Raw genomic sequence first — 12,444 nt, 5'->3', positions numbered from 1 at the left:
GTGCGAGGTCTGGCAGTGTCAGGTCTGGCACTGCGAGGTGGCCGCGCTGGACCAGTTCGACCAGGCTCCCCCCGCCGGCCTCACGTGGACGCGGATCGTGACTTTGGTCGTGTCACAGAGGCGGGTCGTGGAGGCGATGGCGATCGGGCCGATGGTGGAACGCCGCTCCACGATGATCCGACCGCTGCCCATTTTGTCCCAGTAGCTGCCATCCGTGGTCGAGTACGCCTCGTACTCGACCCACGAGGCGTGGGCACGGGAGTTGGTGAGGAGGGCGTGAGCGGTGATGTCGCGCCAGTAGATCCGCCCGTCGTTCCATCGTTCGGCGGAGATACAGCCCCGGGCGCCGATGTTCTGCGTCGAGACGCCGCCTCCGCAGGCAACAGCAGCGGCGTGGGCGTCCGCCGGCAATACCAACGCGGTCAGCAGGGCTGCTCCTGCTGTGGCGACAAGGCGTTTCAGTTTCATGGGTCCCTCTCGGTCGGGGTGTGACGAAGACCAGACTGCCCTCACCGTCGTGCGGAGGCGACCGCCTCAGATCGGGCAGTGAACGTTGCTGCCGTTGTCCGGTAACAGGACTCAATCACGCGTGGACCTCGCGCCGGAAAGCATTCGAGCCAGTTCAAATCCAGCGCGACGACTGCTACCGTCGGGGCGGTGCTCACTCTGCGGGTAGACGCCGACACAGTGTCCAGGACACGGCTGGCCCCTTCCCCCGCGTCGGAGTCCATGGCGTGGCTGAAACTCACTGCCGCGTCGAGACGGCACCCGGTGTTCGGACATCCCGGACCACTCGCCCGCGCGTCACTTGCCCATCCCGACGTTGCCCTGCTCGCGGACCTGTTGCCGCAGAACGGCGACACCTACATACCCGACCTGCTCACCCCTCAGCCAGGGACGGACGCACAGCGCCGTGACCTGATCGACGAGCAGATCGCGCAGATCGAGGCCACAGCGCAGGACGACCTCCTAACCCAGGTCTTCACTCACACCCGGACCCACTGGAACAGGCCGCTGCTGGCCACAACCCGCCGGATCGCGGAGTCGGGGCGTATGCAGCGGCATCTCGCCAACGGTCTCGCCCGGTTCTGGCGCGAAGCCCTGGCCGACGGCTGGCCCGAACTAAGCTCGATCCTTGATCAGGACATCGCCCACCGCGGGACGGCCATCGCCACCCAGGGCGTCGGCCGGGTGATCGGAGCACTTCATCCCGACATGGCCTGGGCAGGCGACGCGGTCACTCTCGCCACGCCGTGGGACGGTGAAATCGATGTCACCGGCCGGGACCTGGTCCTCGCCCCCAGCGTGCTCAACCGGCCCGACGTCGTCATCCAGGTCGACACCCCCGGGCAGTTCGTCCTCTACTACCCCGCCCAGCGGATCGGAGCCGACCGGGACCGCAGGTCCGGAAGGATCGCGCAGGTGGTCGGCAACACCCGAGCGGCCTTACTGGCGGAGCTCGAAACCGCCCGGTCCACCGCAGAACTCGCCGCCCGGATCGGATGCACGCCAGGGACCGTCTCCTACCACCTCAGCGCCCTGCACCGCGCACGCCTCGTCACCAAGGTCAGAGAGGGGCGCTACGTGTTGTACCGGCGGACCGCACACGCGGCAGGTCTGTTGGAAGCGGCCCGCGTCTAGGCAGTGTCTGATAAATGATCACGGACTGGTTTCGCGGAGCCAGAGGATCAGCGAGGCCAGGACGACTCCGGCGCGGTAGCGGTCGGCGAGCTTGTCGAACCTGGTCGCGATCGCGCGGAACTGCTTGAGGCGTGCGAAGCATCGTTCGACGACGTTGCGGTCGCGGTAGACCTCCTTGTCGAAGGCGGGCGGCCGGCCGCCGAGGCGCCCTCGGCGCCGACGGTTGGCCGCTTGGTCGCGGCGCTCGGGGATCGTGACGGCGATGCCGCGGCACCGCAACAGGTGCCGGATCGCCCGGCTGGAGTAGGCCTTGTCGCCCAGGACCCGGGCGGGTCTCGTGCGCGGGCGGCCGGCGTCGGCTCTCGGAACGCGGATCCCGTCGAGGACCTGACCGAAGGCGGTGGCGTCGTTGACGTTGCCGGGCGTGAGCACGATCGACAGGGGCAGGCCCCGGCCGTCGACGGCGAGGTGGACCTTGGTGGTCAGCCCGCCTCGGGACCGGCCGAGGGCCTGGCGCGTCTGCGAGCGGCCCGGATTTTCCAGTTCGTCCCCGTCTGCGGCCCCTTTTTACGTGCGCCGGCGGCGTGCTGGTGGGCACGGTTGACGGTGGAGTCGACGGCGACGGTCCACTCCACCCGGCCCACCGCGTCGTCGCGGACCTGCACATGCTCCAACAACCTTGCCCACGTGCCATCCGCCTCCCAGCGGGCGAACCGCTCGTAGACGGTCTGCCACGGCCCATACCGCTCCGGCAAGTCTCGCCACGGAGCCCCGGTCCGCAACCGCCAAAGCACACCATTGACCACCTGCCGGTGATCACGCCACGGACGGCCACGCCCGTCCACCTGCGGCAACAAGGGCTCTATCCGCTCCCACGCCGTGTCCGTCAACTCACCTCGACCTGCCACAAGATCAATTATCAGACAGGCCTTAGTACTCCAGCCGTAGGTCGTGATCTTGCTGGTCGGGGCCGGTGCGGAGACGGCTGCGGCCACCGTTGATCATCGTGAGTTGTGTCGACCAACGAAGATCAGGCAGTGGCCGCAGGTCACAGCGTAGTGCCTGCCCGGTGGCGGTCGATGTTCGACCAGCTGACGGGCCGTATCGCGGGCCGGTTCGCGCGAGTCGAACCACGCCGCCACGCAACGGCGTTGGTGCTGGGCCTGCTGGCGGACCTGCCAAGGAAGAACTGCTGGACGCTGGCCGAGCACGCGGGCGACTCCACCCCGGACGGCATGCAGCACCTGCTGCACCGCGCGAAGTGGGACGCCGACGCGGTCCGCGACGACGTACGCGCCTACGTGGTCGAGCACCTGGCCGATGACGAAGCCGTGCTGGTGGTCGACGAGACCGGCGACCTGAAGAAGGGCACCGCCACGGTCGGCGTCCAGCGCCAGTACACCGGCACGGCGGGCCGGATCGAGAACTCCCAGGTCGCCGTCTACCTCGTCTACTCCGCCGCCTGCGGGCATGCCGCGATCGACCGGGCCCTGTACGTCCCGCGCTCGTGGACCGACGACCTCGACCGCTGCCGGACCGCCGGCATCCCCGAAGACCTCACCTTCACGACCAAGCCGGTACTGGCGGCTCGGATGATCACCCGGGCCCTGGATGCGGGAACGCCCGCCCGCTGGGTCGCCGGCGACGAGGTCTACGGCGACAACCCGCACCTGCGGGCCGCGCTGGAAGACCGCCGGACCGGCTACGTCCTGGCAGTCTCCAGCACCCACCAAGTCGCCACGGTGGCGGGAAAGTTCCCGGCCAAGGCCATCGTGGCGAAGATCCCGAAACGGGCCTGGCAGCGGCGCTCGGCCGGAGCGGGCGCCAAGGGCGAGCGGTACTACGACTGGGCCCAGGCCGACATCCACGGCCCCGCCGACCGGCCCGGGCACTGGTGGCTGCTGGTCCGCCGCAACCGGAGAAGCGGCGAACTCGCCTTCTACCGCTGCTTCTCACCCCACTCCGTCCCGCTGTCCGACCTGGTGCGGGTGGCCGGACGGCGCTGGACGGTGGAGGAGACCTTCCAGGCCGGCAAGGGCTTGGCGGGGCTGGACGAGCACCAGGTCCGCCGCTGGACCTCCTGGCACCGCTGGGTCACCCTCGCGATGCTCGCCCACGCCTTCCTCGCCGTCACCGCAGCCGCCGAGCGCCGCGACCACCCCGCCCCCGACGACCTGATCCCCTTGACCTGCAACGAGATCCAACGCCTGTTCACCACCCTGACAAGCCGGGCCCACGACCTCGCGCACCGACTCCGCTGGTCACACTGGCGACGCCGACATCAGGCCCGCGCCCGCGACTGCCACTACCGACGGCAAGCAGCCGCCCAGCCATGAAGATCACGATCTACGGCTGGAGTACTAGGGACTTTCGGAGTACCCGGCCCGCCCGTACTCCGCCGAGATCACGGACGGGCCGGGGGCTAGTGTCCTGCGCCGGAAATCCATCGGTAGATCTGCGGCGCCGCCGGTGCCGAGTCTCGGCCGCCGATCAGGCAGTTCGAGGCATGCCGGAACTGTCCACGGACTTCCGGCGCAGGACACTAGTAGTGCTTGGTCAGGTTGGTGTTGGTGCGGGTATGCCGCGGTGGCAGGTGGGGCAGACGCCGGTCCATGTCGCGAGGAGGGTCTGTAGCTCGCGGACGATGCGGTAGAGACTCAGGCCGGCGCCCTGTCTTTTGGGGCTTGGGCCAGTCGTTGCAGGGTGCAGAAGGCATGGGCGACGGAGACGAGGGTGACGTGGTGGTGCCACCCGTTCCAGGTGCGGCCCTCGAAGTGGGCCAGGCCCAGGGCCTGTTTCATCTCGCGGTAGTCGTGCTCGATGCGCCAGCGGAGTTTGGCCAGGCGGACCAGGGTGGTCAGCGGGGTGTCGGCGGGCAGGTCGGACAGCCAGAACTGGACGGGTTCGGCCTGGTCGGCGGGCCACTCGGCCAGGAGCCAGCACTCGGGCAGCTCCGGGCCGTCGGCCGCCTGGCGGACCTCGCGGCCGGCGGGCCGGATCCGCATGGTCACAAACCGCGAGTAGATCCGCTTGAAGCCGCTGCGGCCGGTGCCGGGCCGGGAGCCCTCACGCCATTGCACCGGCTTCGCTGTTTTCCGGCCCGCCGCGATGACCAGCTGTTTCACCGACTGCGGCTTGTCCGGGTACTTCGCCACTGGTGGCCGTCCGTTCCCGGAGTACGGCTCGGCCGCCGGCACCGCGTGGCCGGGCTGGGCCGAGAGGGTGGTGGAGATTCCCACCACATAGTTGAGGCCGCGGGCCTGAAGGCCGTGGCGGAAGGCCGCGGCGTCACCGTATCCGGCGTCCGCGACGGCCAGCGGCACCTCAATGCCCCACGAGCGGGTCTCGTCGAGCATGTCGAGTGCCAGCTGCCACTTCTCCACATGCCCGGCGTCGTCGGGGATCTGGCAGGCGCCGCGTCGCGCGACCTTGTTCGGGTCCGCTTTCGGCGATGTGGGATCCCAGGTCTCGGGCAGGAACAGCCGCCAGTCGATGGCCACCGAGGCGTGGTCGGACGCCATGTGCAGCGAGACTCCCACCTGGCAGTTGGTGACTTTGCCCGCGGTGCCGGTGTACTGCCGCGACACACACGCCGAGGCATTGCCGTCTTTGAGGAACCCGGTGTCATCAAAGATCAAAGTGGTCGGCCGGACCGCCGTTTCCATCTTCCAGGCCAGCCTGGCCCGGATATGGGCGGGATCCCACGGGCTGGTGGTCACGAAATGGGCCAGGGCCTGCCGGTTCCCGTCCTCACCCAGCCGTGCTGCCATCGGCTCGACCGACTTGCGCTGCCCGTCGGTCAGCAAGCCCCGCAGGTAGACCTTTCCCCACCGACGCTGATCGTTCCGCGCGAAAGGCTCGAACACCTCCGCCGCGAAATCCTCCAACTCGCCACGCACTACAGCGATCTCGTCCGGAGTCATGCCCACTCAACGCAACTCCGGACCAGAAAGACACGCTCGACCACACCTCACCTGACCAAGCACTACTAGTAGTGCTTCGTTACGTCGGGTGATCTCGCCTGATGGTGGGCATCTTCCGGTTATGAGGCTTGGGGAGGTGGAACGGCTCCGGGGTGAGTTGGCGGAGTTCGTTGCTGATGTGTTCGCTTCGTTTCCGCGGCGGGATCAGCGTCGGTGGGGCGGGTGTTATCTGCGGGGTTTGATGCTGGACGGGCGGCGTAAGTCGATCCAGCCGATGGCCGAGCGGTTACCGGACGGGAACATGCAGGCCCTGCAGCAGTTCGTGAATCAGTCGCCGTGGGATCCGCTACCGGTGCGGCGGCGGATCTCCGAGCGGCTGACGAAAGCTGTCCGGCCCGAGGTGTGGGTGGTCGATGACGTGTCGTTTCCCAAGTGCGGGAGGGCGTCGGCGGGAGTGGCCCGGCAGTACTGCGGCGCTCTGGGCAAGACGGCCAACTGCCAGGTCGCGGTCAGCGTCCACGCAGCGACCGACCTCGCGTCCTGCCCGTTGGAGTGGGAGTTGTTCCTGCCCGAGGACTGGGCGGCGGACGAGGGGAAGCGGCGGAGGGCCGGGGTGCCTGAGGAGGTCGGGCATGTGTCCAAGACCTCTCTGGCTCTGGGCCTGCTCGACCGCCTCGCCACCTGGTTGCCGCGGGTGCCGGTGATCGTGGCCGATGCCGGCTACGGCCGCAGTGTCTCCTTCCGGCTCGCGCTGGAGGAACGCGGCTGGTCCTACGTGATGGCGGTCGATCCCAAAGAGGTCGCACGGCCTGCCGCCGCCGAGCCGTTCCACCCGGCTTACGGCGGGCTGGGGCCGCCCACGCTGCCCCGTTACCGCGAGGCGGCCCGGTCCCTGGCGAGTTTCATTGATGCCGACACCTGTTTCCAGGCAGTCACCTGGCGCCAGGGAAGTAAGGGCCCCATGACCTCGCGTTTCGCTGTCCTGGAAGTGCGTCCGTCGGGCAGGGAAGCCTGCCGCACCGCCCAGGAACAGGGCGGGGGCCGCAACCAGTGGGACGGAATCCTTCCCGTGCGCACGCTGCTGGTCGAACAGCCCGACGATGCCGCGGAACCGACCGGCTACTGGATGTCGAATCTGCCCGCGACCACTCCCGCCGCCGACCTGGTGAGGTGGGCGAAGATGCGCTGGCGGATCGAGCACGACTACCGCGAACTCAAGCACGGCCTGGGCCTGGACCACTTCGAAGGCCGCACCTGGCGCGGCTGGCACCACCACGTCACCCTCGTCACCGCCGCCCAGGCCTTCCTCACCCTCCGGCGGCTCGACCCAAAAGCACACACGCCGGCCTGACCCTCTACCAAGTCCTCGACGCACTCCAGGACCTGTTGAGGTGCTGGACCGGCACCTGCACCACCTGCGGCCACCCCCTGCCCCGCAACAGAACCAGACCCAGAACCTAACGAAGCACTACTAGTCCACAACCTTCAGATTGATGGCGGACGCCTTGCTGTTCTTCTGGTTCTCCTCGATCTCGAACTCGATCTCCTGGTCGTCATTGAGGGTGTTCAGACCTGCCGCCGAGACGGCGGAAATGTGGACGAAGATGTCTTGGTCACTGCCCTCCGGCTTGATGAAACCGAACCCCTTGGTGGTGTTGAACCACTTCACTCGTCCTCGCTGCATGCGCCCATACGTGCCCATGCCGACGATCATGAAACCCACTCGGATAGGTGACTGGTTGACGGGTTGGTCGCAGTCGGTCGCCCGAGGCTCGGACAGCCAACACGCAGGCCGCCACCGTCACGCCCCGATGCACACGCCGAAGAGCTACTGTCTGAGTGAGACCCCGCCGAATCCCCCCCCTCGGCGGGGTCTCACTGCGCATGCAGCGCAGCCGTCAAGCGGCGGCTACGCGTCGTCCCGGCCACTAGGCTGCGGCTCACGGACGGCCGTGCCCCGTCGAGATCCGGGTGGAGCATCGGACAGCCCGGGGCGACGGGGGCCTCCTATATCAGCGGTTTCACGAATTCCGAATTCCCGAATTCGCCGCATCATAGAAGGACACCGCCACCCCTGTTCGCACCACGAAAGGCCGACGCTGCTGCCTGAACCACAACTCGACGCCTCCGCCCGCCGTGCGGTCAGACAGCCTCGTAGGCCTGCCGCAGCAGTGGCTCCGCTCTGCGGAGATCACGGTCCGTGCGCAGCCGAACTTCGAGGTCGCCCGTGCCGTGGTGGCCAATCTCGCTGACGTCCCGGGTGAAGCCGGGGACGAGGTCAAAGTCCTTGGGCGACAGGCGGAGGGTCATGACGACTTCCTGCTGGTGGCCGTGGCTGACGCAGGCGAAGTTCCGCAGCGTCCGGTACGCCCGGTACTGCTTGCGGTCTATCCGGCTGACGTCGTCACCGAGCCCCAGGAGCAGCTCCTCCAGCGCAGCCCTCAGGTCCGGGACGCCAGCGCCGGACGGCGCCCTGTCCGCCGGCGCCACCTTGCGCTGCCGGCGGTCGGTTCGGACCGCTCCGTCGGCGACGACGGAGGCCACCGGCTCAAGGGCCAGCAGGTCGCTGCCGAAGTAGCTGTAGCGGACCAGGTCGATGCTGCGGCGGATCTCGCGTACGGCGTGGACGTCGTAGCGCGTGAAGTCCTCCGCGACGCAGATCAGCCTGGGTGCGCTCCACAGCACCTGGGCCGCGGCCGCATCCCCGAGCCGGTCGCGGACCAGGTGCTGGAACTCCGCCTTGTGGTCGACGAGCCACGACAGGTAGAAGAGCCCCTGCGTGATGACTCCGGCGTCACGTCCGCGCTTGTACTCGACGACGACGGGCGAGCCGTTCTCGTCGATACCGAGCGAGTCGATCCTGCCTCCGTGCAATCCCCGCGAGTTCACGATTTCTGAAGGTATCGAAATCTGAACTGTAGGTGCTGCTGGGGGATTTGGAGGTTCTCTGGCCGTGGGTTCGCAGGTTACCCGGTCGTCGTTTCGGTGCCTGCCGGGCTGGCCGCGCGGGTGTAGCGCAAGCTGGCCTGGGCGCTGAGGTTGAACATGGTGGAGATGCGGAGGGGATCGGGTCCGGCAGCGATCGCTTCTTCGAGGACCCGGTCCTGGCGGAGGCTGTCGGCCGTGGCGGGCAGCCCCTTGAACAGGCGCTTGAGCCAGAAGTCGCTGACTGGACCCTTCCTCTTGGCTGTCTGCTGGGTGAGGAGGAGATGAGGGTTTGCCGAGTCCGGCCAGCGGGCGTCACGGTAGCGCCGGTACTTGCGGATGGCTTCGGCGGTGAAGTCGTCGAGGGGCCGGCTGACCTCGGCCCGCCGGAGGCGCCCGGTGCTCAGCTCGATGTCGGAGTCTTGGAGCATTCTGATCTCGTGCGGGAAGAGGGCGTGGATGCCGGCAAGGGCGACGACGGCCAGGAGGGCCGGGCTCTCAGCCGCGGCTCTGGCCACTTGTTTGAGTTGGTCTTCCGCGACCGGTGTGGGCGGGTTGACGAGGGTGTTGCCGGGCCTGATGCGTCGGGCTGGGTCGGCGAAGATCAGCCGCTGTGACTTGAGCGTCTTGAACATGTCCCGGAGCGCGACGATTTCGCGCTGGACGTTGTTCCGTTTGGACAGCCAGTCAGTAATGTCCTCGGGGGTGACCTGCCTCAATGTCGAGTATCGGAGGGCACAGTACTGGGCAGTGAACGGGACGATCAGCCGCAGGTGGATGCCGACTGTGTGAGGCGACCTGGGGCGGCGGCGGGGGGCTCCGTTGCGGAGGATGTCGAAGTAGGCGGTCACCTCGACGCGTATCTGCTCGGGAAGCACTGTGAGGTGAGCTCTGACAAGTTGTTCGAGGGGGTCGGGTGCGTCGTCGAGCAGGATGTCGAGATCGTTGAGCATGTCGATGAGATGGACTGCGGGAACATCGATGTCCCGGGAGAGTGCGTGCACCGTGGTGGCTTTGATCCTTTCGGAAGGCTGGTGCAGGGCCGAGAGGATCATCAAGCCGCACTTCACGCGCTTGATGGTGCAGTGGTTCCAGCCCCGTACCGCCGCGACGTCCCTGGCCCGATCGACGAGGAAGTCCGAATATCCGGGATCTGCCGGGGTGAATCCTGTCCAGGAGCGCCCCTTCGAGCCGTTCGGGTTCCGATAGCGCCGGAAGTCCCGGACCGGCTCGAAGAGCGTGAGTTGGATGCTCTCGGGCGGCTTCAGCAGCAGGGGGTGTCTGTGCGTCGTCTCGCTCGGCAACTCAGGCACCTCCGCTGTTCTTGCGGTGAGGTGGTGGCGCCGATTCCATTTGATCAGGTCAGCGAGAAACGTCTGGTGCCCGGTTGCGGCTGCGACCGTGAGGTCCAACCGGGCCCCGTGGCCGGCTGACGGGACCTTGATACGGCCGGCGACGAATGCGGCCTGGTGACGGCAGGCCCGGCAGACTCCGTCACGCAGGGGGACGGTCGCGCCGCACGTGCCGCACGAGTCGGCAGGATACTTGTACCACCATGCCCTGCACGCATAGCAGAGGATCTTCGAGCCGCCCGGGTTAGGGTGCAGGCCCCAGGCCATGCAGACCTCGCAACTCTCAGGCGTCCCAAGCCCCTTGGCCTTCGCTTCCTTCGTCACAACGGCGGCATCAAGTTGCGGGAGGCCGGGCCGCCGCCGCTCCGACGACGGTTCTCACCAACAGCGGGACGGATGGCCGCCCTGCTCTCATCCTGCTCCGGTCGTTTCGCGCGGGCCTTCTCGGGCTCACGGACAAGCAGATCGCTGGGCTCGCATTGCAGCACCTCGCAGATCACGTCGAGATCGTCCAGGCGGATAGTCACCGGCTGTCCGGCCCACAGGTTGGACATCTTGCCCGCACTGATCACCAAGCCCGCGTCGGCCAGCATGCGCTGGAGTTCGGAGGACTTCCAGATGTCCCGCTTGGCCGCGGTCATCCGCAGGTTCCACTTCATGACGCTCCTCCGAATCGCGCCCGTCCACGCTCACCCGCACGGACCCACGCGTCCTCGACATGAGTCTGGTTGACGTGTACGTAGATCATGGTGGTGTTGATCCACTTGTGGCCAAGCAGCTCTTGGATCGCCACCACATCCATGCCCTGACGGTAGAGCTCCGAGGCAGCGAAGTGCCGAAGCGTGTGCGGCGTCAGCTTGCCTGCCTGGGAAGGAAGGTGCTGGGCGACCATTTTCTTCAGATGCAGGCGGAGCGTGTCGGTATCCACCCGCAGGCTCGAGCCGTCTGCGGCCCGCCGCTCCGAGGGGAACAACGGCGCCTCTGGCTCATCCACCCGATCGTCGCACTGCCATCGGGGGCCGTCGACCCACCACTCCAGCAGCGAACGGCTCCCGTTGATCAGCGAGACGAGCCGTTCCTTCTTCTTGCCGCGCCTCCCCTTGCCCCGCAGAAGAATCTTTCCGAACTGGCCGAGCTCCCAGTGGATGTCGTCGACGTTCGCCAGGCTCAGCTCCGAGACCCGGGGACCTATCAGACTCGCCAGCCTCATCGCGGTGTAACTCCGGACGATCGACAACGGTTTACGCGCCTGCGGCACCTCGTCACGCCAAGCCGAGAACAGATGGTCGACCTCCCCGAGCGGCGGCGGAACCCGCAACCGGGACAGGGTCGATCCACGGGGCCGGTTGATCTCATCCAACGGCGACTCGACGACATAGCCGGTTGCCCTGTGGATGGCGGGCTTGTGCCGTAGTTCAAGGAACTCGAAGTACACGCTGAGAGAGTGCGCCTTGTGGACCTTTGTGGCATGAGCCAGGCCCTGTTGATGTCGGCCGAAGAACCGGTCCAGATCGCGAGGTTCCATCTCCCACAGCGGGCGCGTGAACCATGAGCGCACTTCGACGATCACGCCGACATCGCCGGCGACCGTCCCATCGCTGATGCCGGCCGAAGCCCGGGCGAGCACGAACTCGGACAACAGGTCCTGCTCGAAGGCCGCGAGCTCCTCCGGCGTCGTCAAGCGCAGTTCCGGACGCAGGTCTCGCACGATCGCCAGGGACACGAAACCTCCAGCTCGACCATTTGGCCAACTGATCGGACTGGACGATATTATCTCAGGAATTGCGAGATTCTATCGGGATGGACAACCTCTCGCGTGGGACGGATAGACCTCCAGGTCAGGCGCACGCTGCGGCGAGACCATGCTTCGGTGTGCTTGAGGAACCCTCGGGAGGAGAGTCAACCGGCCCCGTGCTGTACTCGCTCGCCAGGAACCGGACGCCGAGCAGGAGCTCCATGTTCCCCTCGACCACGTCCTGCAGGTGGCGTTCCAGCTCCGCCGGCCTCGCGGTGATCTCCACCGCGCCCCCACCGTTAACATCGAACAGCCTCAGTCTCAGCACCCCCATGCATCGCTGTATCCAGGGGCCACAACAGCGTCGGAGACCGAATTGTTTCCGTCTCGACCTTCGGGGATGTAAAGATCCCGTGAGAGGCTGAAGGCCGGAGCCGGAAGCCCCACGCGTACCCTTGTGGCACATGTGTGGCACAGCGACACACGGCTCGTGTTCGGAAGCTGCGTTTTCGCAGGCCAGCCCCCGTAGCTCAGCGGATAGAGCAGGCGCTTTCTAAGGACCTTCTCTTCCTTCAGAAGTCCCGACACCCAGCATGTTCACCGCCTACGCAGAAACCTCCGCCCGACAGGCAGAATTGTGCCCCGATGAATGCCACTCCGGCAGAAGTCGGTTCGCATCGGTCTGTAGCGACTGGCTTCTACCGTCCACACACCGTCACCGCCCAGACCGCTGTCGCCAAGTTCGCCCGTCCGATCTTGGTTGCTCAGCTTGCCGATAACCACCGAAGGCATCGAGGCTGAGCTTGTCTAAGTCAGCACCGACCCAGCACGGTTGAGGTTCGCAGGGGTGATGACGGGTGATGAGAGG

Annotated in this window: 11 protein-coding genes and 1 pseudogene; 3 read left to right on the top strand and 9 right to left on the bottom strand. The window is 67.0% G+C overall.

The window, feature by feature from the left end; all coding sequences use genetic code 11:
- Positions 1–18: 18 nt before the first annotated feature.
- Positions 19–468 carry a hypothetical protein gene (locus OG332_RS37065; protein WP_327417524.1) on the bottom strand — a complete coding sequence of 150 codons (450 nt, stop codon included), beginning with the start codon at positions 466–468 and terminating at the stop codon, positions 19–21.
- Between the two features lie 261 nt (positions 469–729).
- Here OG332_RS37065 and OG332_RS37060 point away from each other — a divergent pair, with 261 nt between their 5' ends.
- Entirely contained in the window at positions 730–1,641 is a 912-nt protein-coding gene (locus tag OG332_RS37060) for an ArsR/SmtB family transcription factor (RefSeq protein ID WP_327417523.1), read from the top strand.
- Here the strand turns inward: OG332_RS37060 and OG332_RS37055 are convergent.
- Positions 1,638–2,549: pseudogene (locus OG332_RS37055) on the bottom strand (IS5 family transposase). The gene OG332_RS37060 and the pseudogene OG332_RS37055 overlap by 4 nt on opposite strands.
- A gap of 171 nt (positions 2,550–2,720) precedes the next feature.
- Between OG332_RS37055 and OG332_RS37050 the strand changes: the two are divergent.
- Positions 2,721–3,977: an IS701 family transposase gene (locus tag OG332_RS37050; protein WP_327417522.1), complete on the top strand. Its 1,257-nt coding sequence runs from the start codon at positions 2,721–2,723 to the stop codon at positions 3,975–3,977.
- A gap of 321 nt (positions 3,978–4,298) precedes the next feature.
- Here OG332_RS37050 and OG332_RS37045 read toward each other — a convergent pair whose 3' ends face one another.
- Entirely contained in the window at positions 4,299–5,564 is a 1,266-nt protein-coding gene (locus tag OG332_RS37045; protein ID WP_327417521.1) for an IS701 family transposase, read from the bottom strand.
- A gap of 121 nt (positions 5,565–5,685) precedes the next feature.
- Here OG332_RS37045 and OG332_RS37040 point away from each other — a divergent pair, with 121 nt between their 5' ends.
- A complete protein-coding gene (locus tag OG332_RS37040) occupies positions 5,686–6,915 on the top strand; it encodes an IS701 family transposase (protein ID WP_327419489.1) in 1,230 nt (409 codons plus the stop codon).
- Between the two features lie 120 nt (positions 6,916–7,035).
- On the opposite strand, the gene OG332_RS37035 is transcribed toward OG332_RS37040, so the two are convergent.
- The 6 genes from OG332_RS37035 to OG332_RS37010 all read right to left on the bottom strand — a co-directional run bounded on the left by OG332_RS37035 (position 7,036) and on the right by OG332_RS37010 (position 11,910).
- Positions 7,036–7,248, bottom strand: a complete 213-nt coding sequence (locus tag OG332_RS37035; protein ID WP_327417520.1) for a cold-shock protein — start codon at positions 7,246–7,248, stop codon at positions 7,036–7,038.
- A 458-nt stretch (positions 7,249–7,706) separates the two neighbouring features.
- Positions 7,707–8,453 (bottom strand): DUF5655 domain-containing protein, encoded by a 747-nt coding sequence (locus OG332_RS37030; protein WP_327417519.1) that lies wholly within the window; start codon positions 8,451–8,453, stop codon positions 7,707–7,709.
- Positions 8,454–8,530: 77 nt separating this feature from the next.
- A complete protein-coding gene (locus tag OG332_RS37025) occupies positions 8,531–9,802 on the bottom strand; it encodes a hypothetical protein (RefSeq protein WP_327417518.1) in 1,272 nt (423 codons plus the stop codon).
- 359 nt (positions 9,803–10,161) lie between these two features.
- Positions 10,162–10,500, bottom strand: a complete 339-nt coding sequence (locus tag OG332_RS37020; protein ID WP_327417517.1) for a helix-turn-helix domain-containing protein — start codon at positions 10,498–10,500, stop codon at positions 10,162–10,164.
- Positions 10,497–11,564, bottom strand: coding sequence for a tyrosine-type recombinase/integrase (locus tag OG332_RS37015; protein WP_327417516.1), 1,068 nt, complete (start codon positions 11,562–11,564; stop codon positions 10,497–10,499). Before OG332_RS37015 ends, OG332_RS37020 begins: the two co-directional genes overlap by 4 nt.
- A 115-nt stretch (positions 11,565–11,679) precedes the next feature.
- The gene (locus OG332_RS37010) at positions 11,680–11,910 is read right to left on the bottom strand and encodes a hypothetical protein (RefSeq protein ID WP_327417515.1); all 231 of its coding nucleotides are present in this window, start codon (positions 11,908–11,910) and stop codon (positions 11,680–11,682) included.
- Between the last annotated feature and the right edge of the window lie 534 nt (positions 11,911–12,444).

Source organism: Streptomyces sp. NBC_01233 (genome assembly GCF_035989305.1).
In the GTDB taxonomy this organism is placed as follows: Bacteria; Actinomycetota; Actinomycetes; order Streptomycetales; family Streptomycetaceae; genus Streptomyces.
Note: the sequence above shows the minus strand (reverse complement) of the source record. Positions and strands in the feature narration are given on the sequence as shown.

Bases quoted from the DNA above. Each gene is read 5' to 3' on its own strand.
- OG332_RS37060 (WP_327417523.1), top strand. From the start codon at position 730: ATGGCGTGGCTGAAACTCACTGCCGCGTCGAGACGGCACCCGGTGTTC.
- OG332_RS37050 (WP_327417522.1), top strand. From the start codon at position 2,721: ATGTTCGACCAGCTGACGGGCCGTATCGCGGGCCGGTTCGCGCGAGTC.
- OG332_RS37010 (WP_327417515.1), bottom strand. From the start codon at position 11,910: ATGGGGGTGCTGAGACTGAGGCTGTTCGATGTTAACGGTGGGGGCGCG.
- OG332_RS37065 (WP_327417524.1), bottom strand. From the start codon at position 468: ATGAAACTGAAACGCCTTGTCGCCACAGCAGGAGCAGCCCTGCTGACC.
- OG332_RS37040 (WP_327419489.1), top strand. From the start codon at position 5,686: ATGAGGCTTGGGGAGGTGGAACGGCTCCGGGGTGAGTTGGCGGAGTTC.
- OG332_RS37020 (WP_327417517.1), bottom strand. From the start codon at position 10,500: ATGAAGTGGAACCTGCGGATGACCGCGGCCAAGCGGGACATCTGGAAG.
- OG332_RS37035 (WP_327417520.1), bottom strand. From the start codon at position 7,248: ATGCAGCGAGGACGAGTGAAGTGGTTCAACACCACCAAGGGGTTCGGT.
- OG332_RS37045 (WP_327417521.1), bottom strand. From the start codon at position 5,564: ATGACTCCGGACGAGATCGCTGTAGTGCGTGGCGAGTTGGAGGATTTC.